Genomic DNA, 24,536 nt, shown 5'->3' on the forward strand with positions numbered 1-24,536 from the left:
TGCCCTGCCCCAAATATTGGAAATGCGGGGGCAAAGCCTTTGCTGCGTTCCCGTTTTAGAATTTGTGTTTCTCGAAATAGATATCAATTGCCCGTAAGACTGCTTCGGCAATCTTTTTACGATGGGCCGGGCTTTGCAGAAGCTTGGTATCTGTTGCATTGGACAGATACCCCATTTCAAACAGGGCAGACGGAATATCAGGCGCCTTGAGAACCGCAAATCCGGCAAAGCGATGGGTTCTGCGTTGCAGTTCGATGCTTTGTGACAACTGGCTGACCATGTTGGCAGCCAGTGTTGCCGACAGGTTCATGGTTTCGCGCTGAGCCAAGTCGATCAGAATGCTTTGTACCAGCGAGTTTTCATCAGAGAGATCAATACCGGCAATGACGTCGGCCTTGTTTTCCTTGGAAGCAAGGGCTGCTGCCTCCTTGTCCGATGCGTTTTCAGACAGGGTATAGACCGATCCGCCGCGATGCTTCGGATTGGCAATAGAGTCTGCATGCAGCGAGATGAAAAGATCGGCACCGTTTTTACGCGCAATTTCAACACGCTGGCGCAATTTAAGGAATACATCCTTGTCGCGTGTCAGAAGCACACGATAACGCCCCGACGCGGTCAGGGTATCTGCAAGCTGACGGGCTGCGGCCAGCGTCAGGTCCTTTTCATAGACATTGCCAACCCCGATGGCACCGGGATCAACGCCGCCATGTCCGGCATCAATGGCGATCAGCGGCTTTTCCTCGCCGCCACGGCCGGATTTTACACCGACATCAACACTTTGTTCTGTGGCACTGGTATCATTGCGGCTGCGCGCGGAATAGGCCGCCATGCTGTCACGCGATGCATCCAGAAAAGCCTGACGTTTTGCCGGTTTAAGGTCGACAACCAGACGATTGGGCTTCCCGCCGGATGCCGGTAATGCAAATATCTTGGACACCAGCGACGGTTCGGCAACATCAAGCACGACACGGAATGTACCGGGCTTGAACAGGCCATAGCGCAGCCCGGAAATCAGCCCCCCGCCCGAGGTCACCTTGCCCGGAGGGGCGCTCCAGTCGATTTCCGGCATATCGATAATGATGCGATACGGATCAGGCAGCAGGAAATAGGTAAAGTCCACATCCCGGTCGAGATCGATTACGAAACGCGTATAATCGGGATAAACGCCAAGCCGCGCACCAAGGACCTTGGCGGCCTGTGCATTAGCCGTCGACGTAACCATCTGGGCAGAAAAAAGCAGCAAAAACAGCGAGATCGCAAATCTTGTCAATTTACGATACACCGTAATCCACGGTGCAGGTCGCATATTGGAATATGATGTTGCATGCGGTGAATTCATCTGTCGTGCTTGCGCCTGTTTACCCTGCCAGAGCTGAGATCAAAGGTTATAACAACGCGTTGGTTAACGGGCAATTGACCAAAGCAAGAAGTTAGACGCACCCCTGATCAACCTGCCTTTAATGGTCGCGACACAGCCAGCAGGGCAAAAGCTTTGCTTTTTCATATATTTGACGGCGATTGATCGTCATAGGCGAAAATGCGCGGAAATCTTCGCCTTTTGACGGGCCGGTGTCAGAAAGTCATCGTCTGATGTAACAAAACTGTTTGTCGCAGGCGAATAAACCGGATATGTTGCACCCGAGATTCCTATGCTTTGTGGTATGTACCTAAAACGCCACCAGGCTGAGGACGCGACTAGATCAGTTCTTACGGTCGGTGTCTCGGTGACGCGGCAATTCCCGCTCCCGATAGAGCCCTCCTTAAAAAGGCTGCCTTGGCGCGCTCGAAAATACACAACCTATTTTGTTTCAACATCAAAACCAGGTCCGAACCGGAAGAGCAGCCGACACGCGATGAACCAGAGACAAACAGGACATATCGCGACCCTATTGGACGGCGCCTCCGGTCACGCCGGTTTGTTTGCATATCAGCGCAGTAATGCGCGTAGCATTGAACTGGCGGGGCCTCCAGGAACAGGTTCCGAATGGTTAAACGCATGCTTATCGATGCAACGCACGCGGAAGAAAGCCGTGTCGTTGTTATTAATGGAAATCGCCTAGAAGAATACGACGTCGAGACTTCGACAAAAAAACAAATCAAGGGAAACATCTATCTCGCGAAAGTGACGCGTGTAGAACCCTCTTTGCAGGCGGCCTTTGTTGATTATGGTGGAAACCGCCACGGTTTTCTTGCCTTCAGCGAAATCCACTCTGACTACTACCAGATCCCGGTTGCCGACCGCGAAGCCCTGAGTCAGGGCGGCGCACAGGTCAAGGACGCTGAAATTGTCGAAGACAATATCGGCGAAACCGAAGACAGCCCGAAAAAAGAAAAGAAACCTGCCCGTTCACGTTCGCGTCGCAAACCGCGCGCAAAGGACAAGGACGAAACGGCTGAACCGACCGAAGGTGACGCAGCCGAGCTCGAAGCAGGTGCCGAGGCAGAAGCCCCGGCCGATGCTGCTGACGCAAGCGATGCACAGGCATCTTCCGAGGAAGAAGACGCCAAACCGCGTCGTCGTCGCACCCGCAATCGTCGCAAAAAGTCCGATGATGTCGAAGCATCAGCAACCGAAGCGTCATCTGATGAAGCCCCGGCCGCAGAAAGCAATGATGGTGACGGCAACGGTTCTGACGACACCCCGACCGGCGGTAATGCCGCAATGTCGGCAGAAGTCGCAGAATTGACCGTTGACATTGATGCCGACGGTGAAGACGACGACAATGACAACGGGGCGACGTCTGCGGATGCCGGTGGCGAAGAAGAAGAAATCGAAGACCTTGGTGGCGACGATGCCGACGAATTCGTCGAATCACACAGCCGTCAGCTTCAGAAACGCTACAAAATTCAGGAAGTGATCAAACGCCGCCAGATCATTCTGGTTCAAGTCGTCAAGGAAGAACGCGGCAACAAGGGTGCGGCACTTTCGACCTTCCTGTCGCTGGCGGGCCGTTATTGCGTTCTGATGCCAAACACCCCGCGTGGTGGCGGCATTTCGCGCAAAATCACCAACGCTCAGGACCGCAAGCGTCTGAAATCCATTCTGGCCGAGCTGGAGATTCCGGACGGCATGGCCGTGATCGTTCGCACCGCCGGTGCAGAACGGACCAAAGCCGAAATCAAACGCGACTTCGACTATCTGATGCGTCTGTGGGATCGTATTCGCGAAACCACCCTTCAGAGCCAGGCACCTTGCCTGATTTACGAAGAAGCCGATCTGATCAAGCGTTCCATCCGTGACCTTTATGCACGCGATGTTGATGAAGTTCTGGTCGAAGGTGACGAAGGTTACCGGATCGCCAAAGACTTCATGAAAATGCTGATGCCATCACATGCCAAGCGCGTGCAGCCCTATAAGGATCAGGGCGTGCCACTGTTCCACCGTTTCCAGGTGGAAAGTCAGCTTGATGCGATGCTCAACCCGGTCGTACAGCTTAAATCCGGTGGTTATATCGTCATCAACCCGACCGAAGCACTGGTCGCGATTGACGTGAACTCCGGCCGCTCGACCCGCGAACGCAATATCGAAGAAACCGCATACAAGACCAACCTTGAAGCGGCCGAGGAACTGGCACGCCAGCTGCGCCTGCGTGACCTTGCCGGTCTGATCGTTGTCGACTTCATCGACATGGAAGATCACCGCAATCAGGCATCGGTTGAACGCAAGCTTAAAGAAGCGATGCGCAATGACCGTGCACGTTTGCAGATTGGCCGTATCAGCCCGTTTGGCCTGCTTGAAATGTCGCGTCAGCGCCTGCGTCCGTCGCTTGTTGAAAGCGCGTTCGAGGTTTGCTCGCATTGCCGTGGTGTCGGCCTTGTCCGTTCGATAGAAAGTGCAGCCCTTCATCTGCTGCGTGTCATCGAAGAAGAAGGCATGCGCCGTCGCTCTGGTGCGCTCACCGTTCATGTCGCCAGCGAAGTCGCCCTTTACATCCTGAACCGTAAACGTGATTCGCTTGCTGAAATCGAACAGCGTTACGGCTTCACTGTGATGATCTTTGGCGATGACAGCCTGATTTCCCCGGATCACCGTATCGAGCGCACCCGCGCGAAAAAAGGTGACGAGCAGGAAGAGGTAAGCCCGGTTCTCAATACCGACAGCGTGTCGCTGACGGCAATTGAAAGCCCGGTTGAAGACGACGAAGACGAAGATGAAGACATTGTTCGTGGTGATGATGATGATCAGGGTGGCAAACGTCGCCGTCGTCGCCGTCGTCGTCGCGGTCGCAATGATGATCGTGATGATCGTAACGATACCCAGCAGGAAGCGGCAGATACCGACGCCGAAGATGCTGATGGTTCGGATCACGGCAACCTTGATGACGATGATGAAGAAAGCCAGCGCAAGCGTCGCCGTCGTGGCAAACGTGGTGGCCGTCGCCGTTCGCGTCGTCAGGATTTCGATGCCAACCGTACCCGTTCGCCCAATGATGATCCGGCCCTGACATCTGCGCGTCGCAACCGTGATCACGAAGCACCGGATGGTTCTGAAGAAAACAGCGTGATCGACGCCGAAAGCGACGGTCAGGATGCTGACAGCTTTGATCAGGAAGGCGTTCGTGTCGGTCGTGTGCGCAGCACCACGGCCCCGGCCCCGGCCCGTCCGCGTCGGGATCGCAACGACAACCGTCGCAACCGCCGTGACCGCAATCCGCGCTCGGATCGCCCTGAAGGCAGCAATGATCGTGGTGATGTGAAAAACATCCCGATCCAGAGCGGCCCGGCACCGGAAGCCGTTGCTGAAAGCAAACCGGAAACCACCGTTGCCGCACCGGCAACTGCCCCGGCAGAAGTCGCAGCACCGGCACCGAAAGCAGAAGCACCAAAGGTTGAGGCACCTGTCGAAAAACCGGCAGAACCAAAACCGGCTGAACCGGCCAAAACCGAGGCGCCTGCCCCGGCACCGGAAGCAGCCCCTGCGGCCGAACCGGCAAAGGACGAAAAGCCCAAGTCGAAAAAACGCGGCTGGTGGAGCCTTGGTCGTTAAGACCTGATCACAGAACAAATAAAGAGGGCTGCCCGACAACATCGGGCAGCCCTTTTTCGCTACATGGTTTGCGCGATTAGCGCTTCCAGTTCTGCAATGCCTTGACGGCACCGATCATGGTTGCCTCGCTATGGGCAAATGAGAAGCGCACATAGCCCTTGCCGCGCATCCGGTCGAAATCGGTGCCCGGTGTGGTCGCAACGCCGGTTTCTTCGAGCATCTGGCGACAGAATACCTCACTGTCATTCGTCAGCTCGCGAACATCCGCATAAAGATAGAACGCGCCATCCGCCGGGGCGAATTTGGTGAAGCCTGCCTTGGGCAGACCTTCAAGCAGGATTTCGCGATTGCGCGCATAGGCCGCGATATTGGCCTGAAGTTCGTCTTCGCAATCAAAGGCGGCGACGGCTGCGATTTGCGACAAAGCCGGGGCGGAAATGAACAGGTTTTGCTGCAAGCATTCCACCGCACGCATCAGATCAGGCGGCACAATTGCCCAGCCCAGACGCCAGCCGGTCATCGAGAAATATTTCGAAAAACTGTTGATGATGATGGCGTCATCCCCGAATTCAAGGGCGGTGCATTCCTTGACATCCCCGAACGAGATACCCTGATAAATCTCGTCACTGATCAGGCGAATGCCGTTTTCGCGGCAATAGGTTGCCAGCTCACGATAGGTTTCGACATCGATCATGCTGCCTGCCGGATTGGACGGGCTGGCAACGATCAGGCCATCAACCGGCTCTTCAAGATCACGGAGCATCTGAACGGTCGGCTGATAATGGGTTTCCGGGCCCGCAGGCAGGTTGACCGTATCAATACCAAGCGCGCTTAGAATATTGTGGTAGGCTGGATATCCAGGTGCCGCCATCGCAACACGGTCGCCCGCATCAAAGGCCGCGAGGAACGCCAGCACAAAGATCGACGACGATCCACTGGCAACGCAAACGCGCGACGGATCAACCGGCACACCAAATTTTGTTTTGTAATGTCCGGCAATGGCTTCGCGTAGCGGATCGATGCCCATGGCGTTGGTATAGCCGATCAGGTCCGCTTCAAGCGCCTTGGCAGCAGCTTCGCGGACCTTGCGCGGGGCCGGTGTCCCTGGCTGTCCGACTTCAAGATGATAAACAGCTTTTCCCTCGGTCTCGCGCGCATTGGCTGCACGCATCACATCCATGACGATAAAGGGCGAAATTGCGCCGCGCAGGGATTGTTTCAAAGCCATTTTGTGGGGTCCCAATTCGTTTTAACTACGATGTCAAGTGCAACAGGGCAGGATGATCCCTGCCCTGTTGAAATGTCCTGTTAGCGAACACCGGCCATGCCACCGCCCGCCGGATCAGCCACGAACTGACAACTTTCCGGATGGGGGGGCACGCCTTCAAGGCAGCGGATCACATTGACCGAAGACGCACCCTGGGAATTAAGGGTAATTCCCGATGCCGCACCGGCACCAATCAGATCTTCGGCCATGGTGGCAATCTGTTTGGTTGCACCGGCCGGTGTGCCCGTCCCGGCAATGCCATAGTAGTATTCCCAGACAAACGGGTTCACCATCAGGGCCGGGCCGATCAGCGGCGTAGCCGCCTGTGCGGCATCACCAGCGGCAAGGTTAAGACCAAAGGCATCTGCACCAAGGCCCGCACCAAACGGCGTATTCATGGTCGTCATACAGGCAACAGCATTGGCAGCACGATCGACGACAACAAAGCCACTGCGACCCGAAAGTGCCTGCCCGGACAAATCCCCAGACGCGATATCGGCAAGATAACGGTTCAGGATTTCGGCAACATCACTGCCATCGGTAATGACGGATGGTCCGCTTGCTGAACGCGGCGGATAGGCAAGATAGACAATTTCATTGCCATGTTTGACTTCGGTCGCCGCTTTCCATTCCGGACGATAATTGCGCAAATCGTCAGCCGTAAGCGTGCCACCGGCATTCTGGACGGCTGCGGCAATATCTGCACCAAGCGCACCGTTATAGAAATCACCCGGTCCCTTGACACGCAGCGATGTCAGCAGTGCTGCAAGATTGACCGAACGGATACGATCACCAACTTCAAGCAACTTGCCGTCGGGCATGAATGTCTTGCGCAAGGCCGGGCTAGCTTCGATGCGCGCACGGTTGGCCTGAATATCGTTCACAAGTGAGCGCGATACCGGCACACCAAGGCGGGCATATTGTTCAGCTGCACTTAGAAGTGACGCCCATTGCAGGCGCCCAAAGCGCGCACTAAGTGCATATAGACCACGCGGAACGGCCGGAATCGTGGTTGCGGTTTGACCTGCACTGGTTCGAGTCCCCGGACGCGGCCAGAAATCAAGAACCTCGACCTTTTTGCCTGCGCGTTCGTGAACGACACACACACCGCCGCCGCCAATTCCAGCAACAGATGGTTTGGTTACTGTCATGGTCGCATACAGCGCGACAGAAGCATCCGCAGCCGTCCCGCCAGCAGACAGGACGTCGCGCGCAACCCTTACTGCCCGCGGCTCATCGGCGACAACACCACCGAAATATCCGGTAACTGCCCCTATTTGACCAAGATTTTCTGTATTAGTACTACCACAGGCCGCAAGTCCGGCAGTCATTGCGATTGCAAACGCGATCCGCCATGATGGCTTGCGCGTCGGCACGGAACCGACATCAGTCGAACGAAAATATGGAACGCACATTTTGCTCAGACGCATTTTAACTCTCACTGCCATTTTCCTTGTTGCCCTGCCTAGCATGGTTTTGGCGCAGGGTCGTTCTTTTATCCGCGATACCGAGATCGAGGATACCCTTCGTCTCTATGCCACACCTATCTTCAAGGCAGCGGGGCTCGATCCGAACGGTGTGTCTGTTTATATCGTTTCTGACAACAGCTTGAACGCATTTGTTGCCGGTGGACAAAAGCTTTTTATCAATACTGGGCTGTTGTTAAAAGCAGAGACTCCAGAACAGGTTATCGGGGTCATGGCCCACGAGACCGGTCACATCACCGGCGGGCACCTTTCGCGCGTGCATGATCAACTGCGCAATGCCTCTGCAATCTCGATCCTGTCGACCATTGCAGGTGTTGCTGCCGGTGTTGCCGCGGGCAGATCCGATGTGGGGACGGCGGCGATTCTGGGTGGTCAGAATATTGCGACGCGTAACTTTCTGGCCTATTCCCGTACACAGGAAAGCAGTGCCGATCAGGCCGGTGTCAAATATCTGACAGCGGCGGGCATTTCCGCACGTGGCATGATGGAATTCATGGAAACGCTTGAAGGTCAGGAATTGCTGAGCACGGCAAGTCAGGATCCGTATATGCGCAGTCACCCGCTGACCACCGAACGTGTCGAGTTTCTGGAAAATTACGTTGCTAATTCATCACTGAAAGACGCCAGGGTCAGCGCCGAGTTTTACGAGCGCCATGCCCGCATGCGCGCCAAACTTTATGCCTTTACCAACCATATCCAGAACACGCTGCGCATCTATCCCGAAAGCGATACCAGCATTGCCGGCCAATATGCGCGCGCCATTGCCTATTACCGGAATTCCGAACTGGATCCGGCACTTGAGATCATTGAAAAACTGATCGCGGTTGAGCCGTCCAACCCCTATTTCGAGGAACTCAAAGGTCAGGTTCTTCTGGAATTCGGTCGCGCCAATGACGCAATAGCGCCGCTTGAAAAATCGGTCGAACTTTCGAACGGTGCTCCTCTGATCCGTCTTTTACTGGCGCATGCGATGATCGAAACCGGTGATAATGCGTTTCTCGAGCCAGCGAAAACCACCCTGATGGGCGTTTTGTCGCGAGAGCGTGGCAATGCATCTGCCTGGCGTTTCCGTGCAATCGTTGAAAGCCGTCTTGGTAATGAGGGCGAGGCATCGCTGTCACAGGCCGAATACAGCCTTCTGACCGGTGACCGTCAGGCTGCAAGCTATCACGCGGTACAGGCCGACCGAAAACTTGAAAAAGGAACGGCAGCATGGCTACGCGCACAGGATATCTTGCAGGCCACAAATCCTGACGGAACACCGGGCAGGGATGCGCCGAAGTGATCGGTCGTCTGCTGCGTCGCGCTGGACACAAAATATCTTTGGCAAGATTCACGGCATTTAGACGCATAACATATTTATCATGCTCGATATTTGTGTCTGCATCAGTCGCCGGATGTTCACTGCCCGATGCCGGGGTTGATGCCGCAGGTGATCTGAAACTGTTATATGCGCCCTTTTCGCTTGACCGTCCGCCGCCTTACTGGACCGTCAGCCAGAAAATCAACCCGGGACAGCTTTCCCGCGCAGATACACCGCTTCAATGGGTCGATAAGGACGGGAATATCGCGCTGGCAGTGCGTCCGGGTGTCGGATCATTCGAGATCGGACGCAGAACCAATGTGGTTGTTCTGGCTTCACCCTATTTGTCTTTTGACTGGCAGTTCAACAGCACGGCACAGGTCGGGGACATTGAGCTTGAGCTTGGTTTTCGTAAACAGGATCAGGGCAACTGGAATGAAAGCGATCTGGGATCGGGCAAACCGTTCATGGATCAACTTGTACGTATTCCGATTGGTCAAAGCACCGTACAATATGGAGAATGGCAGCGCGAATACTTCGACCTTTCAACCCTTTACCGCCACTACTGGCCGGATACCCCAAATGACGAAGTCCGGCTGGTCTGGATCGGTATTGTGCCCGGTCGCGACCACAAGGCGTCTGTGAGTGGGATCACCTATCTGACGCAAATTTTACTTTCCCGTTAGACACCTGATCACGTATCACAGAACCAACACACTAATTCCAAGGCCATAAGCGGCCACAGTCACAGAAGGACTCCCGATGAATTCCCAGATTGTTAAACGCTTCCTTGGCTGCAGCGCGATTGCAACGACCATGCTGTTTGGTGCATCGATTGCGCAGGCTGACGAAGCCCTTAATGCAGGTCAGAAGGCCGAAGTCGAAAGCGTGATCGAAGACTACCTGATGAAGAATCCCGAAGTTCTTCTGCGCGCCATTCAGAATGTCCAGATCTGGCAGGCAACCGAAAAAGCCCGCCAGCAGGCAGAGGCCATCACACCTGTCTGGGATGCACTGGTTGCCGACAGTTCTGTACCGTCTATCGGCCCGGTTGATGCACCCGTTACAGTCATCGAGTTCTTTGACTATCATTGCGGATATTGCAAAAGTGCATTCGATGGCGTGATGGACATTGCCAAGGAACATGACGGCAAGGTTCGCACGATTTTTGTCGAATTCCCGATCCTGCGAGAAGAGAGTGCCACAGCCGCGCGTGCTGCGCTGGCTGCTGACAAGCAAGGCAAATACATGGAAGTCCACGAAGCCTTCATGAGCAACCGTGGTCTTCTTGATGATGTCCGGATTGACGAGCTTGCTGCTGGTGCTGGCGTCGATGTGACCAAAATGCGCGAAGATATGAAATCGCCGGAAATCGGCGGCATGATTGCCCAGTATGCCGCAATGGCACGCACCGTTGGCATCAGTGGCACACCGGCCTTTATCATCAATGGCAGTCTGGTCTCCGGTGCGGATATGGACCGTGTCAATGCGCTTGTGAAAGCCGGTCTCGAAGAGGCATCGTGATTTTCGCAATGATCACGCGCGACAGAGACGGACTACATTTGTAGCCACGCCATTTCGGTCTGCGAACAAAAAACAAAGGCCCGTTTCGATTTCGAAACGGGCCTTTGAGCTATTTGCCAAACTCGAAAATCAGATGATGCCTGCCAAGGGCGAAGATGGGTCGGCATATTTCTTCTTGGGCATCCGGCCAGCAAGGAAGGATTCACGGCCCGCAATAATTGCATGCTTCATCGCGCGAGCCATGCGGATCGGATCCTTTGCCCCGGCAATCGCGGTATTCATAAGAACCCCGTCACAGCCAAGCTCCATGGCAACCGCGGCATCAGACGCCGTACCAACTCCGGCATCGACGAGAACCGGCACATTGGCATGTTCCTTGATCAGGGCAATATTGACCGGATTGAGAATCCCCATGCCCGACCCGATCAGTGATCCCAGCGGCATGATGGCGCAGCACCCCATGTCTTCAAGCATCTTGGCCTGAATGGGATCATCGCTGCAATAAACCATGACATCAAAGCCATCCTTGATCAGGGCTTCGGCCGCCTTGAGTGTTTCGGGCATATTGGGATAAAGCGTTGCCTGATCCCCGAGCACTTCAAGTTTTACAAGGTTCCAGCCACCTGCTTCGCGCGCAAGGCGCAGGGTCCGGACGGCATCATCGGCCGTAAAGCAACCCGCTGTATTGGGCAGATAGGTATATTTCTTCGGATCGACATAATCGACCAGCATCGGCTGGTTGGGATCGGTCAGATTGACACGACGCACAGCAACCGTGACGATTTCGGCCCCCGATGCTTCAATCGCGATTTTGGTTTCATCAAAATCCTTGTATTTTCCGGTACCAACCAGGAGACGCGAGGAGAACTTTTTGCCCGCAACGACGAACCCGTCGTCATCCGCTGCGGCAAGATCCGCCTCCTGCGAACCGCCACCAATAAAATGGACGATCTCGAGCTTGTCACCATCAACAAGAGGCGTCTCGCCATAGGCTGTTTTGGGAACGATTTCGAGATTGCGTTCAACCGCGACCTTGGTTGCAGCAATGCCCAGCTCGCCAAGCAATTCGGCAACGTTTACGGCATTCTCGATATTGCGGTCTTCACCGTTGATCGTCAGAAGCATCTTTTTCGTTCAATCCCTGTGGTATTAAAATCTTCATGATTGCCGCGCAGTATGCGCAGCGACCCGGCCTGAGGCAAGTCGTCATCCAAGGCTTTTAAGCATTCATGTGCGGAAAGTCATCCCGAAGACGATGAAGAATGGCAAACCGGTTATGCAATGCTGCATTGCCAAGACTATTGCAAAGTTGCGTCAGACTTTGGTCGTGTTATAAACGCAACACCAAAAGTTGGACATAAGGTGCCAGATCGGAACCGGATGCGATAACCGAATGGATGTCTGAGGTAAGATGACATTGCACGTGATCAACGATCGATGTGAAGTCAATGACACGGCTGAGCGCCTTAGGGCCATCTGCCATGAAGACAACAAAGAAGGTGAACTGGTTGACTGGTTTCAGGAAACCCGACAAGAAGAGTCTGGCATTCTTTGCAATGCTGGGGCATATACGCACACATCGGTTGCGATCCTCGATGCGATTGGGGCATCAGATATGCCGATGATCGAGGTCCATCTGTCCAATATTCAAAAGCGGGACGCATTCAGACTAGAAGCAAACGTCTCGAAAGCTGCAAACGGTATGATCTATGGCTTTGGCTCCCAGAGTTATAAACACGCCCTGGATGCCATGCGCGAATTGATCCACACACCATCATAAAAGATATCGAAATGAGCAAGTTCAACATCGACAATGACGCCATTCGCCAGCTCGCCGAGCTGCTGGACGACACCAATCTGACCGAAATTGAAGTTGCCGCTGGTGACAACCGCATTCGCGTTGCCCGCCAGGGCACCATGGTTGCTGCGGCTCCTGCAGCCCCGGTTGCGGCGGCTCCGGCACCGGTTGCTGCCTCTGTTGCAGCGGCTCCGTCTGATGCTGCCTCGCATCCGGGCGCTGTAAAATCACCGATGGTCGGTGTTGTTTACTTCGCACCGGAACCGGGCGCTGCTCCGTTCATCTCGGTCGGGTCAAGTGTTTCCGAAGGTCAGACCGTGATGCTGATCGAGGCGATGAAAACCTTCAACCCGATCCGTGCGCCGAAATCAGGCAAAGTAAGCCAGATTCTGGCGACCGACGGCCATCCGGTCGAATATGACGAACCGCTGATCATTATTGAATAAGCCGGGGCAAGAACCGCATGTTCGACAAAATCCTGATTGCCAACCGCGGCGAAATCGCGCTCCGTATTCAGCGCGCCTGCCGTGAGATGGGCATCAAAACTGTTGCGGTGCATTCCACCGCCGATGCTGACGCAATGCATGTGCGTCTGGCCGACGAATCGGTTTGCATCGGCCCGCCTGCATCCAAAGACAGCTATCTGAATATCCCGGCCATTCTTTCGGCTGCTGAAATCACCGGCGCCGAAGCCATCCATCCGGGTTACGGCTTCCTGTCGGAAAACGCCGATTTCGCAGCCATGGTCGAAGAACACGGCTTTGTCTTTATCGGCCCGACCGCGGAACATATCCGCATGATGGGTGACAAGATCACGGCAAAACAAACCGCCGAAAAACTTGGCATTCCCTGCGTTCCGGGTTCTGATGGTGAAATCACTACCGTTGACGAAGCCCGCACATGCGCCAAGGAAATCGGCTATCCGGTCCTGATCAAGGCATCGGGCGGCGGCGGCGGCCGTGGCATGAAAGTCGTTGAACGCGAAGAAGACCTTGCAGAAGCCTTCTCCATGACCCGTAAGGAAGCATTGCAGAACTTTGGCAATGCTGCCGTTTACATGGAAAAGTACCTTGGCAAACCGCGTCACATCGAATTGCAGGTCATTGGTGACAGTCACGGCAATGCTGTTCACCTGTTTGAACGCGATTGTTCGCTGCAGCGTCGCCACCAGAAGGTTCTCGAAGAAGCACCATCTCCGACCCTGACGGTCGAAGAACGCCAGCGGATCGGCTCCACGGTTGCCAATGCCATGATCGGCATGGGCTATCGCAATGCCGGCACCATCGAGTTTCTCTATGAAAATGGCGAGTTCTATTTCATTGAAATGAACACCCGTCTTCAGGTGGAACACCCGGTCACCGAAATGATTTCCGGCGTTGACCTTGTGCGTGAACAAATCCGCGTTGCTGCGGGCCTTGAACTGTCATTCAAACAGGAAGACCTTGAAATTCACGGTCACGCCATTGAATGCCGTATCAACGCAGAAGATCCACAGACCTTTGTCCCGTCACCGGGCAAGATCAAGGAATATCATGCACCGGGCGGCCTTGGCGTACGCGTCGACAGTGGTATCTATACCGGCTATTCGATCCCGCCCTATTACGACAGCATGATTGCCAAGCTGATCGTTCATGGTCGTGATCGCGAAGAATGCATGATGCGCCTGCGCCGTGCACTGGCTGAATATGCGATTGGCGGTATCAAAACCACCATTCCGCTGCATCAGACCCTTCTTGCCAACCCTGACATCCAGAAAGGGGATTATGACATCCACTGGCTGGAAAAGTTCATGGGCATGAGAAAGACCCTCTGATCACAAATGATACAGATTTCAAACGGGAACCTTCGGGTTCCCGTTTTTTTGTCTGCATATTTCATCAAATCAGCATCAAAAAATTAATCGATCCGGGTCTAACCTGATGGTATCGCGCGTCTAGATTTGACAAGATCCCTTGTCTGGCTTGCCTCCGTTCTCATATGTAAATTGACCCCAGATAGACAGGACAGAAACAATTATCACTGCGATCATGTCGAACCAGCTGACCCCTGATCTTTTGATCCGCGCTTATTCCGTCGGTCTGTTTCCCATGGCCGAAAGCCATGACGATCCAACCCTTTACTGGATTGATCCGGAATGGCGAGGCGTATTGCCGCTTGACGGGTTTCATGTCCCGCGCAGCCTCAAAAAGGCTGTGCGCAAAGGCACTTATAAAATCCATGTAGATCGCGCCTTTCCCGATGTCATCCGCGCCTGCGCAGAACAAACCGAAACCCGCGATGACACATGGATCAACAGCAATATCCTTGAAGCCTATTGCGCGCTTCACAAAATGGGCTGCGCGCATTCGATAGAGGCATGGAAAGACGGCGAACTGGTCGGCGGACTTTATGGTGTCAGTCTGGGCAAGGCATTCTTTGGCGAAAGCATGTTTTCGCGCGCAACCAACGCGTCCAAGGTTGCCCTTGTCCATCTGGTTGCCCTGATGCGGCAGGGCGGCTTCAGCCTGCTTGATACACAGTTTGTGAATGATCATCTCAAGCAGTTTGGCGTTCTGGAAATCCCGCGTGAAAGATATCGCAACGAACTTGCCAAGGCCTTGGCAGGGCGGGCAAATCTTCCGTTCGAGGTCGAACCGGAATTCCTTGAACAAACCCTTTCAGGCGGCGATAGTTAAGCTGCAAGCACCTTGCGAAATCAGCGCACCTGCAAGCACCCTGCCCCACATATCAAACGAGCCACCCGCATCATGAATATCCGCCCCGCCACCAAGCAAGATATCCCGGCCATTCTTGAGATCGTTGCCCCGACCCTGCGGGCCGGTGAAACCTATGCCATCGACAGCAATATGGATGATGATCAGGTCATCGCCTACTGGATGGGGCCGGACAAGGTCACGCTGGTCGCCGAAGAAGAAGGCGAGATCGTTGGCACCTATTACATCCGCAAAAATCAGGGTGGCGGCGGATCGCATGTATGTAACTGCGGTTATATGACATCCCCCAAAGCAACCGGACGGGGCATAGCCCGACGCATGGGCGAAGATTCGTTTGTGCGCGCCAGAGAACTTGGCTACCGCGCAATGCAATACAATTTCGTAATTGCCAGCAACGAAGCCGCCGTGCATCTGTGGCCAACGCTTGGCTTTGAAATTGTCGGACGCCTGCCCGGTGCTTTCATGCATCCCAAACTTGGCGAAACCGACGCACTGGTGATGTATCGCAAGCTCTAGGATATTCAGTCTGAAAAGAACAAGGGCGGGTACCATCTGGCACCCGCCCTTGTTCATGTTTTTTGTCTAACGGCTCTGAAAATCAGAACAGGAAGCGGACACGCAGCGTCCCCTCGATAGCCGCGAGTTCCTTGCGAACGCCGGCACCCGGTTTGATTTCCTCGTCGACTTCGACGACGACATAACCAACACCACCTTCAGAACGCAGATACTGACCGCTGATATTGATGCTGCGCGATGCGAAGACATCGTTGATTTTCAACAGCACGCCCGGAACGTTGCGGTGAATATGCAGGAAACGGGTGTGCGAGCGATCCTTGACCGGAAGCGAAACTTCCGGGAAGTTGACCGCACCGAGGGTTGATCCGTTATCGGAATAGGTGATCAGCTTGTCAGCAACCTCGATCCCGATATTTTCCTGTGCTTCCTGGGTGGAACCACCGATATGCGGGGTCAGGATGACATTATCCATACCACGCAGCGGGCTTACGAATTCTTCGTCCTTGCCTGCCGGTTCAACCGGGAACACGTCAAGGGCAGCACCGGCCAGATGGCCGTTTTCCAGGGCCGCGGCCAGATCATCAATGACGATGACATTGCCACGTGCAGCATTGATCAGATGCGCACCCTTCTTCATTTTGGCGATTTCGGCTGCGGTGATCATGTTTTTGGTCTGCTCGTTGGCCGGAACATGCAGCGACACCACATCGGATTTCGCAAGCAGTTCATCCATTGATGCACAGGCCGTCGCATTGCCCATCGCAAGCTTGTTGATCACGTCAAAGTAAATGACGTTCATGCCAAGCGATTCTGCCAGAACCGACAGCTGCGAGCCGATATGACCATAACCGATAATACCAAGGGTCTTTCCGCGGGCTTCGTATGAACCCTTGGCATTTTTAAGCCATCCGCCCTTGTGGGCTGCGGCACTACGCTGCGGAACACCGCGAAGCAGCATGATGATCTGACCAAGAACCAGTTCAGCAACCGAACGGGTATTCGAATACGGTGCGTTAAATACCGGAATGCCACGCATGGCCGCGGCCGTCAGGTCAACCTGATTGGTACCGATGCAGAAACAGCCAATCGAGGTCAGCTTGGAAGCAGCTTCAATAACTTCTTCGGTCAGTTTGGTGCGGGAACGGATGCCCAGGAAATGCGCATCGGAGACAACGGACTTGAGTTCGTCCGCGTCGAGCGCAGCTGGGTAGTGGTCGACATTAGAGTAGCCGGCCTCTTTGAACATCTTTACAGCGTTTTCATGGATTCCTTCGAGCAGGACGATCTTGATCTTGTCCTTCTCCAACGAAAGTTTGCTGTTCACGGCGCACCATCCTTTTCTTCGCGAGGGCGACACGGGATCATCCCCGAGCCGTTTGTCAGGCCGTTCCATAACGGCCCGTGGACCAATGAAATAGGGCCTTGAAGCGCGTCCGTCAAAGGCTTTCCCTTGCGTAAATATGCATTGCCCCTATCTTCTGAACGCATATACCGGCTAATGCGTACAAAAACAAAGGCCCGCCAAGGGGTCACTGCCAGATCGTTGCCTGTTCAGGGGATAAAATCTTGTCTGCCGAAATCAAGACCGTCACCGATATCCACGCAATCGGCCAAGCCCAATGGGACAAATGCGCAGGCACAGACAATCCCTTTGTCAGCTTCGCATTCCTTTCGGCAATGGAAGACAGCGCATCGACGACCGCCCAGACTGGCTGGCAACCGTTTCATCTGGTTTTGAATGATGACGCCGGTCAGGCGGTTGGCATTGTGCCGCTTTATGTCAAAGCCCATTCCTATGGCGAATATGTTTTCGACTGGAGCTGGGCAGAGGCATATGAGCGCGCCGGGGGGCGTTACTATCCCAAACTGCAATCATCCGTGCCCTTTTCCCCGGTGCCCGGCCCGCGCCTTCTGGTCGCAGACGATCACCCGGATCCTGATCGTGTGCGTCGTATCCTGATTGATGGTCTGGCGATGCTGCCCGAAAAACTCGGCATGGCGACGTTACATGTGACCTTTTGCAGCAGTGACGAGAGCCGGTTGATGGAGGATGCGGGTTTCCTGCGTCGAACCGGCATCCAGTATCACTGGCATAATCGCGGCTATCAAAGTTTTGATGACTTCCTCGGGGCCTTGAATTCGCGCAAACGCAAGAACCTGCGCAAGGAACGCAAGCAGGTTCTTGACGCCGGTTACCGGTTTGAAGCATTGCGCGGGGATGACCTTAAACCCCGTCACTGGGACAGGTTTTATCAGTTCTATCGCGATACATCCGACCGAAAATGGGGACAGGCCTATCTGAAGCGTGAGTTCTTTGAACTTCTCCATGAACGGATCGGCGATAAAACCGTTCTGGTCGCTGCATTTCGCGATGAGGACATGGTTGCGGGTGCCTTGAATCTGATCGGATCAAACACGCTTTATGGACGCAACTGGGGGACGATTGATCGCACCCCGCTTCTGCATTTCGAGACCTGCTATTATCAGGCGATTGATATTGCGATTGCCCATGGCCTTGCAACGGTCGAGGCCGGGGCACAGGGCGAACACAAGATCCAGCGCGGCTATGAACCGGTGATCACACATTCAGCCCATCTGATTGCGGATGAAGGTCTGCGACGTGCCGTTGCCCAGTTTCTCAAGCAGGAACAGAGCCATATCACGCAAGACCGCGACTATATCCTTGCCGAACACAGCCCCTACCGCAATGCAGAGCCAAACAAGTAGGCAGGCCGTTCAGATATGAAAAAGGCGCAAGGTTTATACCTTGCGCCTTTTTTCTGGATGTTTTCAGCAATCAGACGGCACGGACGTCATCAAGGAAGCCGTTCACATGGCTGCGCAACTCGTCATTGGCCGCGGCAAGCTTGCCAACACTGTCAAGCTGGCCATTGGAAAGATCACCGCTTTCAGTTGTCGCATCGGCAACATTTTTGACCGCATTTGAAATGGCGACGTTACCGTTTGCCGCACCTTCAACACTGCGCGAGATTTCCTCGGTTGCTGCCCCCTGTTCTTCTACCGCACTTGCGACCACCGACATCAATTCATCGATTTTTTGAATTGTTTCGGCAAAGCCGCGAACTGCTTCGGACGCAGCACCGGTTTCGCTTTGCATTTCGGCGATCTTGGCCGTGATCTGTTCGGTCGCCTTGACCGTCTGGGAGGCAAGATTTTTAACCTCGCCAGCCACAACGGCAAAGCCTTTGCCCGCTTCGCCGGCACGGGCAGACTCAATGGTTGCGTTTAGCGCCAGAAGATTGGTCTGATCGGCAATGTCACTGATCAGGTTGACAACCTCGCCAACACTTTGTGCCGCATCATTAAGCTTCTCGACCCGTTCATTGGTCCGTTCGGTTTCACCAACAGCAAGCTGGGTGATTTCGGTAACCCGTGCGATCTGCGACGAGATTTCCGAGATCGATGCCGAAAGCTGTGCCGTGGCCGAGGCCACCGTTTCGATATTACTTGATGATTCCTGTGCCTGTTCGGCCACGGACTGGGCATCCTGATTGGCGCGAACCGCATGCGATGTCAGGGTTTCCGAAGCAGAACGGACCTCATCAAGTGCTGCATTTACCGAGGTCAGGACATCCTGGATTTTTTCATCAAATCCCTTGGTCAGGACTCCCATACGTTTACTGCGCGCGACCTGGCGTTCGGCCTCGACTTTTTCCTGCTCGGCCATACGGGCACGTTCACGGGCATTTTCCTTGAAAACCTCAAGCGACTTGGCCATCGCACCGACTTCGTCGTTGCGCTTCATGTCAAGGGTTTCAATATCCAAATTACCTGAGGCAAGGCTTCCCATCGCTTCGGTCATCTTGCGGATTGGCGTTGCGATCATTCGTGACAAAGTGCCTCCGAACAGGGCCGCCATCGCAATCAGCAAAACCACTCCAACCCCGAGCGTAACCTGGAAAATCCGCATGGCCTGATCGACCCTGCTTTCGACATCCAGAACCATTTGGTCAATCACTTGCGCCAGCTGGCTTGCAAGAGCACTCACCTGATCAGAGAGTTCACGCGGCTCACCTGATGCTTCAATCGCACGCGCATGGTTGACCGTCAGATAATGGCGCATCAGCTTTGCCTGCTGACCGGCGATTTCTTCCCAGCGATCAATTGCCCCGTCCATTGCTTCAATCAGACCGGCGACTTCGCTGTTGATTGAAGCATAGGTTTTAATAACGTCCGTGCGGGTGTCGATTTCCTCAAGCGACTTTTCATAGCTCACAAGACCGGCACGATCACCGGTTGTCAGGAAATAGATCAGTTCCTGACGTGCCATGAGATATGCGCGATCAAGGTCTCGATAATCCCGTTCAAAGGTTGACAGGTAGTCGCGTTGCTCGTTTGCGGATTTGACCTGCATCGTCGCAAACATGCCAGCCGCTGCAACCATAAGGATCACAGCGATCATGATCGCAAAGCAGGTCGTCAGCTTGGCAGGAATGGAAAGGTTCTTAAAGAAGTTCATGACGTTTCTCCCTACTGGCCACCACGACGCGCAAGTTCATTCAAATTGACCTCAATGGTCACGGCGCCGATGGGCTGCCGGTTCTCATCGCTCATGGTCATGTTCAGTTGCGATCGCCAGGTATCCGTATCCTCGTTATATTCAGCTTCATCGATGAAAACCGCGTTCGGACCGTTGGGATAAGTATTCTGGAACTTGCCTTCATCTCCTTGCCAGAAGTCCGATGTAATCGAGCTTTGCCCGACATTGAGTCCCTTTGAATCCATGACAAAAATCTCGGCATACAGCCCGCCTGAACGGGCCTGCACCTGTGTCAGATAACTCGATAACGGGTTGGTCAGGATCGCGGCAACAAGAGGCTGATCATCCGCTTCGCGCTCAGCCCGCCATTGCGCATCTGCTGCATCAATCTGATCCTGTGTCATATCTGTTCTCAGACGGTTCTGGGAATTGATCGACAAAGAAACAACAGGGTTTGCAAGCCATTCCCGAATATCTTTGATCATCTTGTCGGTTATAAGGACATTCGGATCACCAGGTAGCTCTGCCTTGGCCATTGCTGCATGCGGTGCCGCAAACAAAGCCGCCGCGAAAAAGCCCGTCAAAACCTTACTTTTGCAGGACATCATCGGTCTCTCTCCCGAATTTTGTTTTTCTTGCGTCAAGGGGGACTAACTTAAAGTATAGGTATTTATACCAAAGTAATAATTCCCATACAACTTATTTTAGAAACAGACCCTTGACCGCAGCGCACAAGGGCAGCTCCACACAGGTTCATATGTGGATTGCGCGCGCAGCAACAAGACCGCAACTGGAATGATTTGAAATCCGGGAAAGAAAAAAGCGGCGGTAAAACCGCCGCTGAGTTTGGTTGGGACACGAGCAAACTGCAGAAGATTACGTTGTTCCAGGCGCAAAGCGCCCCTGCAAAGAACAACTGTCCACAATCCTATAAGCAGGAAGCGTGCCAACTTTTTAAATCCATGAAAAACCATATTTTCTTAGGGGATTTAGCCAATCCAAAACCTGAACGAATAGACAGCCTTAAATGATCTTTGCATTTCAAAACGCAAAAATTGCAAAACGCAAAGACCCTTCGTTGCATTTTGCAAATTGCAATTTTGTCAGAAGACCAAGGCCCGTGCAAAAACCGGTTTACTGGCGGCGCTTTTTCTTGCGCGCCCCGAAATTCAGCAAGGCGGGAGCCTTCTCAATGATCTCTTCCAGGATGGATTTTGCCGTATCAAGATCCTCGCGCGCTGTCTCGTCAAGCTGACTGATATAGCGCGGGTCAGAGATCATGCGTTCGGCTTCGTACAGGGTTCGAAGTTCGCTCTGGAACATTTCGCGCGCACCAAGCGGCAGATGCTCCTTGGCACTCATGACAAAGAAGAACTTAAGACTGGTTTTGATGACAAGACGCAACATCAGAACCTGAAGCTTGTGAAACTGTCCTTCCAGCTCTTCCTTTTTCGGATGTTTTTCAAGCCTCTTGAGGCGCTCGGAAATCACAAGTGACAGAGCCTTGAAATTATCAACCTCCTCGCGGAATGGCCGATATCCGGTCACGTCCATTTTGTCCGTGGTCTTTTCCATATTATCAGCCAGTGCAACCAGCTTGCGCGCACGTAATTCAAGCCGGGACAGAAACTCCTCGACCTCTGTTCGATATTGTCGTTGTGCTGCTTGGCTCATTTTGCTCTGGCGTTCTTATTCTAAAATCGTGCCCGGGGAACAACTCCCCGGGCACAATCTAACCGCCAATGATTAACAACACCCCAAGTCCGGGGCAAGACATCAACCTTCGACCATCTCGGGGCTCTTTTTGGCCTGCTTCTTGTCACCATCCTCTTCGGGATAGCGGAAGACAACAACGTCATCCTCGATATCCACAAGAACCGCACCACCCTTGGAAAGCTTCCCAAACAGAAGTTCTTCGGCAAGCGGCTTCTTGACATACTCCTGAATAACGCGACCAAGCGGACGCGCCCCGAAGGCCGCATCGTAGCCACGCTCGGCAAGCCATGCTCGGGCCGCCTCGGTCAATTCAATTGACACATTCCGGTCAGCAAGCTGCACCTCAAGCTGCAAGATGAACTTGTCGACCACCATCTTGACCACTTCCGGCTGCAGGTTGGCAAACGGAATAACAGCATCCAGTCGGTTGCGGAACTCCGGCGAGAAAGTGCGTTTGATCGCCTCCTCGTCTTCTCCGATACGCATTTCGCGCTTGAACCCGATTGGCGGCTTGGCCATGTCAGATGCACCGGCATTGGTCGTCATGACCAGCACAACATTGCGGAAATCAACCGTCTTGCCGTTATTGTCGGTCAGCTTGCCGTGATCCATGACCTGTAGCAGAATATTGAACAGGTCCGGATGGGCCTTTTCAATTTCATCAAGCAGAACCACTGCATGGGGATGCTGATCAACGGCATCGGTCAGAAGACCACCCTGGTCAAACCCGACATAGCCCGGAGGGGCACCGATCAGGCGTGAAACGCTGTGGCGTTCCATATATTCCGACATATCGAACCGGATGAACTCGATACCCATAACGGTTGCCAGCTGTTTGGTGACCTCGGTTTTACCAACCCCGGTCGGACCAGAGAACAGATAGCTACCAATCGGCTTTTCAGGTTCGCGCAGACCGGCACGGGCGAGTTTGATCGCACTTGCGACCGACTCAATCGCCTTGTCCTGACCGAACACAACGGTTTTAAGGTCACGCTCGAGATTTGCCAGCGCCTTGCGATCATCGGTCGAAACCGATTTTGGGGGGATACGGGCAATTTTCGCGACGATTTCCTCGACATCGCGCTTGCCCACCGTGCGTTTGCGCTTGCTTGGTGCCATCAACATGCGCGATGCCCCGACCTCGTCGATCACGTCAATCGCACTGTCAGGACGTTTGCGGTCATTGATGTAGCGCGACGCAAGCTCGACCGCCGAACGAATAGCTTCGTTGGTGTATTTGACCTTGTGATGGTCCTCATAATAGGGCTTCAGACCCTTGAGGATTTTCACGGTATCTTCTTCGGACGGTTCCTCGACATCGATTTTCTGGAAGCGACGCACAAGGGCGCGGTCCTTTTCAAAGTGGCCACGGAATTCCTTGTAGGTCGTCGACCCGATGCACCGCAACGAACCACTTGCCAGCGCCGGTTTCAACAGGTTGGAGGCGTCCATTGCCCCGCCTGACGTTGCCCCGGCACCGATAACAGTGTGGATTTCATCAATGAACAGAACAGCACCTTCATACTCTTCAAGTTCCTTGACCACCGCCTTGAGACGTTCTTCAAAGTCACCGCGATAGCGGGTTCCGGCCAGAAGTGCCCCCATATCAAGCGCAAAGATCGTTGCATCGGCCAGAACTTCAGGCACATCACCGTCATTGATCCGACGTGCAAGACCCTCGGCGATGGCGGTTTTACCAACCCCGGGATCCCCAACATACAACGGATTGTTTTTGGTACGACGGCACAGAACCTGGATCGTGCGCTCAATTTCACTTTGACGCCCGATCAACGGATCAATCTTGCCTTTTTGCGCTTTGACATTGAGATTCACACAATAGGCCTTAAGCGCCTCGCCCTCGGCCGGGCCGCTGTCATCACCTTCTGGCGGAATACCGGCAACCGGTTCTTCGTCTGCCCCCCGCGGGATGCGACGTTCATTAAGCTCGGACGCCTTGGCAATACCATGCGAAATGTAGTTGACCGCATCAAGACGGGTCATGTCCTGAAGTTGCAGATAATAGACAGCATGCGATTCCCGCTCAGAGAACAGGGCAACCAGCACATTGGCACCGGTGACTTCTTCGCGGCCGGACGATTGCACATGGATTGCGGCACGCTGGATAACGCGCTGGAACCCGGCAGTTGGTTTGGGATCAATCAAGCGCGCACTGATCAGGCCGGACAGCTCACTATCTGCAAATTCCAGCAAATCCGATCGCAATCGATCAATATCGACCCGGCATGCCTTAAGCACAGCAAGCGCGTCCTGATCTTCGGTCAGGGACAACAGAAGATGTTCAAGAGTGGCATATTCGTGCCGACGCTCCGACGCATATGCGAGCGCACGGTGCAGGCTTTCCTCAAGATTGCGCGATAGCATATGTCACTCCTTCTCTAAGGTACACTGCAGCGGATGCTGATTCTGGCGGGCCAGGTCCATGACCTGGTTAACCTTGGTTTCCGCAATTTCGTAAGTGAACACACCACATACTCCAACGCCCTTGCGGTGAACCTGAAGCATGATTTCGGTGGCTTCTTCGCGGCCCTTTTCAAAAAACCGTTCCAATACGTGCACAACGAACTCCATCGGAGTGTAGTCGTCATTCAGCAACAGCACCTTGTACATGGACGGCTTTTTCGTCTTGGGCCGTGTCTTTGTTACGATCCCCGTGTTCGGCAGATCAGTGCCGTCATTATCCTGTTCAGTCATTGTTTACTTAC

21 protein-coding genes are annotated in these 24,536 nt (G+C 54.0%); 11 read left to right on the forward strand and 10 right to left on the reverse strand.

Going from position 1 to position 24,536, the window contains the following annotated elements:
* Nucleotides 1-55: 55 nt before the first annotated feature.
* Nucleotides 56-1,270: an N-acetylmuramoyl-L-alanine amidase gene (locus ACTU44_RS15405; protein WP_258548698.1), complete on the reverse strand. Its 1,215-nt coding sequence runs from the start codon at nucleotides 1,268-1,270 to the stop codon at nucleotides 56-58.
* Between the two features lie 714 nt (nucleotides 1,271-1,984).
* Between ACTU44_RS15405 and ACTU44_RS15410 the strand changes: the two genes are divergently transcribed.
* On the forward strand, nucleotides 1,985-4,987 hold the full coding sequence (locus ACTU44_RS15410) for an Rne/Rng family ribonuclease (RefSeq protein WP_462095847.1): 3,003 nt from the start codon (nucleotides 1,985-1,987) through the stop codon (nucleotides 4,985-4,987).
* Nucleotides 4,988-5,063: 76 nt separating this feature from the next.
* On the opposite strand, the gene ACTU44_RS15415 is transcribed toward ACTU44_RS15410, so the two are convergent.
* Nucleotides 5,064-6,215 (reverse strand): pyridoxal phosphate-dependent aminotransferase, encoded by a 1,152-nt coding sequence (locus ACTU44_RS15415; protein WP_462095848.1) that lies wholly within the window; start codon nucleotides 6,213-6,215, stop codon nucleotides 5,064-5,066.
* An 80-nt stretch (nucleotides 6,216-6,295) separates the two neighbouring features.
* Nucleotides 6,296-7,684: a gamma-glutamyltransferase gene (locus ACTU44_RS15420; protein ID WP_462095849.1), complete on the reverse strand. Its 1,389-nt coding sequence runs from the start codon at nucleotides 7,682-7,684 to the stop codon at nucleotides 6,296-6,298.
* Here ACTU44_RS15420 and ACTU44_RS15425 point away from each other — a divergent pair.
* The 3 genes from ACTU44_RS15425 to ACTU44_RS15435 all read left to right on the forward strand — a co-directional run bounded on the left by ACTU44_RS15425 (nucleotide 7,671) and on the right by ACTU44_RS15435 (nucleotide 10,568).
* Nucleotides 7,671-9,026, forward strand: coding sequence for a M48 family metalloprotease (locus ACTU44_RS15425; protein WP_336082705.1), 1,356 nt, complete (start codon nucleotides 7,671-7,673; stop codon nucleotides 9,024-9,026). The genes ACTU44_RS15420 and ACTU44_RS15425 overlap by 14 nt on opposite strands.
* 92 nt (nucleotides 9,027-9,118) lie before the next feature.
* Nucleotides 9,119-9,730, forward strand: a complete 612-nt coding sequence (locus ACTU44_RS15430; protein WP_462095850.1) for a hypothetical protein — start codon at nucleotides 9,119-9,121, stop codon at nucleotides 9,728-9,730.
* A gap of 76 nt (nucleotides 9,731-9,806) precedes the next feature.
* Nucleotides 9,807-10,568, forward strand: coding sequence for a DsbA family protein (locus tag ACTU44_RS15435; protein WP_462095851.1), 762 nt, complete (start codon nucleotides 9,807-9,809; stop codon nucleotides 10,566-10,568).
* Nucleotides 10,569-10,697: 129 nt separating this feature from the next.
* Here ACTU44_RS15435 and thiS read toward each other — a convergent pair whose 3' ends face one another.
* A complete protein-coding gene (gene thiS, locus ACTU44_RS15440; RefSeq protein WP_462095852.1) occupies nucleotides 10,698-11,693 on the reverse strand; it encodes a sulfur carrier protein ThiS in 996 nt (331 codons plus the stop codon).
* A 286-nt stretch (nucleotides 11,694-11,979) separates the two neighbouring features.
* Between thiS and ACTU44_RS15445 the strand changes: the two genes are divergently transcribed.
* The 5 genes from ACTU44_RS15445 to ACTU44_RS15465 all read left to right on the forward strand — a co-directional run bounded on the left by ACTU44_RS15445 (nucleotide 11,980) and on the right by ACTU44_RS15465 (nucleotide 15,596).
* Nucleotides 11,980-12,348 carry a type II 3-dehydroquinate dehydratase gene (locus ACTU44_RS15445; protein ID WP_114098309.1) on the forward strand — a complete coding sequence of 123 codons (369 nt, stop codon included), beginning with the start codon at nucleotides 11,980-11,982 and terminating at the stop codon, nucleotides 12,346-12,348.
* A gap of 11 nt (nucleotides 12,349-12,359) precedes the next feature.
* On the forward strand, nucleotides 12,360-12,812 hold the full coding sequence (gene accB / locus ACTU44_RS15450) for an acetyl-CoA carboxylase biotin carboxyl carrier protein (RefSeq protein WP_114098310.1): 453 nt from the start codon (nucleotides 12,360-12,362) through the stop codon (nucleotides 12,810-12,812).
* Nucleotides 12,813-12,829: 17 nt separating this feature from the next.
* A complete protein-coding gene (gene accC, locus ACTU44_RS15455) occupies nucleotides 12,830-14,179 on the forward strand; it encodes an acetyl-CoA carboxylase biotin carboxylase subunit (protein WP_114098311.1) in 1,350 nt (449 codons plus the stop codon).
* Nucleotides 14,180-14,393: 214 nt separating this feature from the next.
* Nucleotides 14,394-15,041, forward strand: a complete 648-nt coding sequence (aat, locus tag ACTU44_RS15460) for a leucyl/phenylalanyl-tRNA--protein transferase (protein ID WP_114098312.1) — start codon at nucleotides 14,394-14,396, stop codon at nucleotides 15,039-15,041.
* 72 nt (nucleotides 15,042-15,113) lie between these two features.
* The gene (locus tag ACTU44_RS15465) at nucleotides 15,114-15,596 is read left to right on the forward strand and encodes a GNAT family N-acetyltransferase (protein ID WP_462095853.1); all 483 of its coding nucleotides are present in this window, start codon (nucleotides 15,114-15,116) and stop codon (nucleotides 15,594-15,596) included.
* 82 nt (nucleotides 15,597-15,678) lie between these two features.
* Here the strand turns inward: ACTU44_RS15465 and serA are convergent, their stop codons facing one another.
* Nucleotides 15,679-16,920 carry a phosphoglycerate dehydrogenase gene (gene serA / locus ACTU44_RS15470; protein ID WP_462095854.1) on the reverse strand — a complete coding sequence of 414 codons (1,242 nt, stop codon included), beginning with the start codon at nucleotides 16,918-16,920 and terminating at the stop codon, nucleotides 15,679-15,681.
* A 242-nt stretch (nucleotides 16,921-17,162) separates the two neighbouring features.
* Here serA and ACTU44_RS15475 point away from each other — a divergent pair, with 242 nt between their 5' ends.
* Entirely contained in the window at nucleotides 17,163-18,323 is a 1,161-nt protein-coding gene (locus tag ACTU44_RS15475) for a GNAT family N-acetyltransferase (protein WP_462095855.1), read from the forward strand.
* A 70-nt stretch (nucleotides 18,324-18,393) separates the two neighbouring features.
* On the opposite strand, the gene ACTU44_RS15480 is transcribed toward ACTU44_RS15475, so the two are convergent.
* Nucleotides 18,394-20,076 carry a methyl-accepting chemotaxis protein gene (locus ACTU44_RS15480; RefSeq protein ID WP_114098315.1) on the reverse strand — a complete coding sequence of 561 codons (1,683 nt, stop codon included), beginning with the start codon at nucleotides 20,074-20,076 and terminating at the stop codon, nucleotides 18,394-18,396.
* Between the two features lie 11 nt (nucleotides 20,077-20,087).
* Complete coding sequence (locus ACTU44_RS15485; RefSeq protein ID WP_462095856.1) at nucleotides 20,088-20,705, reverse strand: hypothetical protein; 618 nt, start codon at nucleotides 20,703-20,705, stop codon at nucleotides 20,088-20,090.
* A gap of 156 nt (nucleotides 20,706-20,861) precedes the next feature.
* Here ACTU44_RS15485 and ACTU44_RS15490 point away from each other — a divergent pair, with 156 nt between their 5' ends.
* On the forward strand, nucleotides 20,862-21,128 hold the full coding sequence (locus ACTU44_RS15490) for a hypothetical protein (protein ID WP_462095857.1): 267 nt from the start codon (nucleotides 20,862-20,864) through the stop codon (nucleotides 21,126-21,128).
* Nucleotides 21,129-21,231: 103 nt separating this feature from the next.
* Here ACTU44_RS15490 and ACTU44_RS15495 read toward each other — a convergent pair whose 3' ends face one another.
* From ACTU44_RS15495 to clpS, 3 genes are all read right to left on the reverse strand, one after another.
* Entirely contained in the window at nucleotides 21,232-21,771 is a 540-nt protein-coding gene (locus tag ACTU44_RS15495; RefSeq protein ID WP_462095858.1) for a hypothetical protein, read from the reverse strand.
* 102 nt (nucleotides 21,772-21,873) lie between these two features.
* Complete coding sequence (gene clpA, locus ACTU44_RS15500; RefSeq protein WP_114098319.1) at nucleotides 21,874-24,195, reverse strand: ATP-dependent Clp protease ATP-binding subunit ClpA; 2,322 nt, start codon at nucleotides 24,193-24,195, stop codon at nucleotides 21,874-21,876.
* A gap of 3 nt (nucleotides 24,196-24,198) precedes the next feature.
* Nucleotides 24,199-24,525 (reverse strand): ATP-dependent Clp protease adapter ClpS, encoded by a 327-nt coding sequence (gene clpS / locus ACTU44_RS15505; protein ID WP_008890601.1) that lies wholly within the window; start codon nucleotides 24,523-24,525, stop codon nucleotides 24,199-24,201.
* Nucleotides 24,526-24,536: the final 11 nt, after the last annotated feature.

It is taken from the genome of Thalassospira sp. SM2505 (assembly GCF_054901115.1).

Bases quoted from the DNA above. Each gene is read 5' to 3' on its own strand.
- aat (WP_114098312.1), top strand. From the start codon at position 14,394: ATGTCGAACCAGCTGACCCCTGATCTTTTGATCCGCGCTTATTCCGTC.
- ACTU44_RS15480 (WP_114098315.1), bottom strand. From the start codon at position 20,076: ATGAACTTCTTTAAGAACCTTTCCATTCCTGCCAAGCTGACGACCTGC.
- ACTU44_RS15445 (WP_114098309.1), top strand. From the start codon at position 11,980: ATGACATTGCACGTGATCAACGATCGATGTGAAGTCAATGACACGGCT.
- ACTU44_RS15410 (WP_462095847.1), top strand. From the start codon at position 1,985: ATGGTTAAACGCATGCTTATCGATGCAACGCACGCGGAAGAAAGCCGT.
- accC (WP_114098311.1), top strand. From the start codon at position 12,830: ATGTTCGACAAAATCCTGATTGCCAACCGCGGCGAAATCGCGCTCCGT.
- ACTU44_RS15465 (WP_462095853.1), top strand. From the start codon at position 15,114: ATGAATATCCGCCCCGCCACCAAGCAAGATATCCCGGCCATTCTTGAG.
- ACTU44_RS15415 (WP_462095848.1), bottom strand. From the start codon at position 6,215: ATGGCTTTGAAACAATCCCTGCGCGGCGCAATTTCGCCCTTTATCGTC.
- accB (WP_114098310.1), top strand. From the start codon at position 12,360: ATGAGCAAGTTCAACATCGACAATGACGCCATTCGCCAGCTCGCCGAG.
- ACTU44_RS15485 (WP_462095856.1), bottom strand. From the start codon at position 20,705: ATGATGTCCTGCAAAAGTAAGGTTTTGACGGGCTTTTTCGCGGCGGCT.
- ACTU44_RS15420 (WP_462095849.1), bottom strand. From the start codon at position 7,684: ATGCGTCTGAGCAAAATGTGCGTTCCATATTTTCGTTCGACTGATGTC.
- ACTU44_RS15435 (WP_462095851.1), top strand. From the start codon at position 9,807: ATGAATTCCCAGATTGTTAAACGCTTCCTTGGCTGCAGCGCGATTGCA.
- clpS (WP_008890601.1), bottom strand. From the start codon at position 24,525: ATGACTGAACAGGATAATGACGGCACTGATCTGCCGAACACGGGGATC.
- thiS (WP_462095852.1), bottom strand. From the start codon at position 11,693: ATGCTTCTGACGATCAACGGTGAAGACCGCAATATCGAGAATGCCGTA.
- ACTU44_RS15495 (WP_462095858.1), bottom strand. From the start codon at position 21,771: ATGAGCCAAGCAGCACAACGACAATATCGAACAGAGGTCGAGGAGTTT.
- clpA (WP_114098319.1), bottom strand. From the start codon at position 24,195: ATGCTATCGCGCAATCTTGAGGAAAGCCTGCACCGTGCGCTCGCATAT.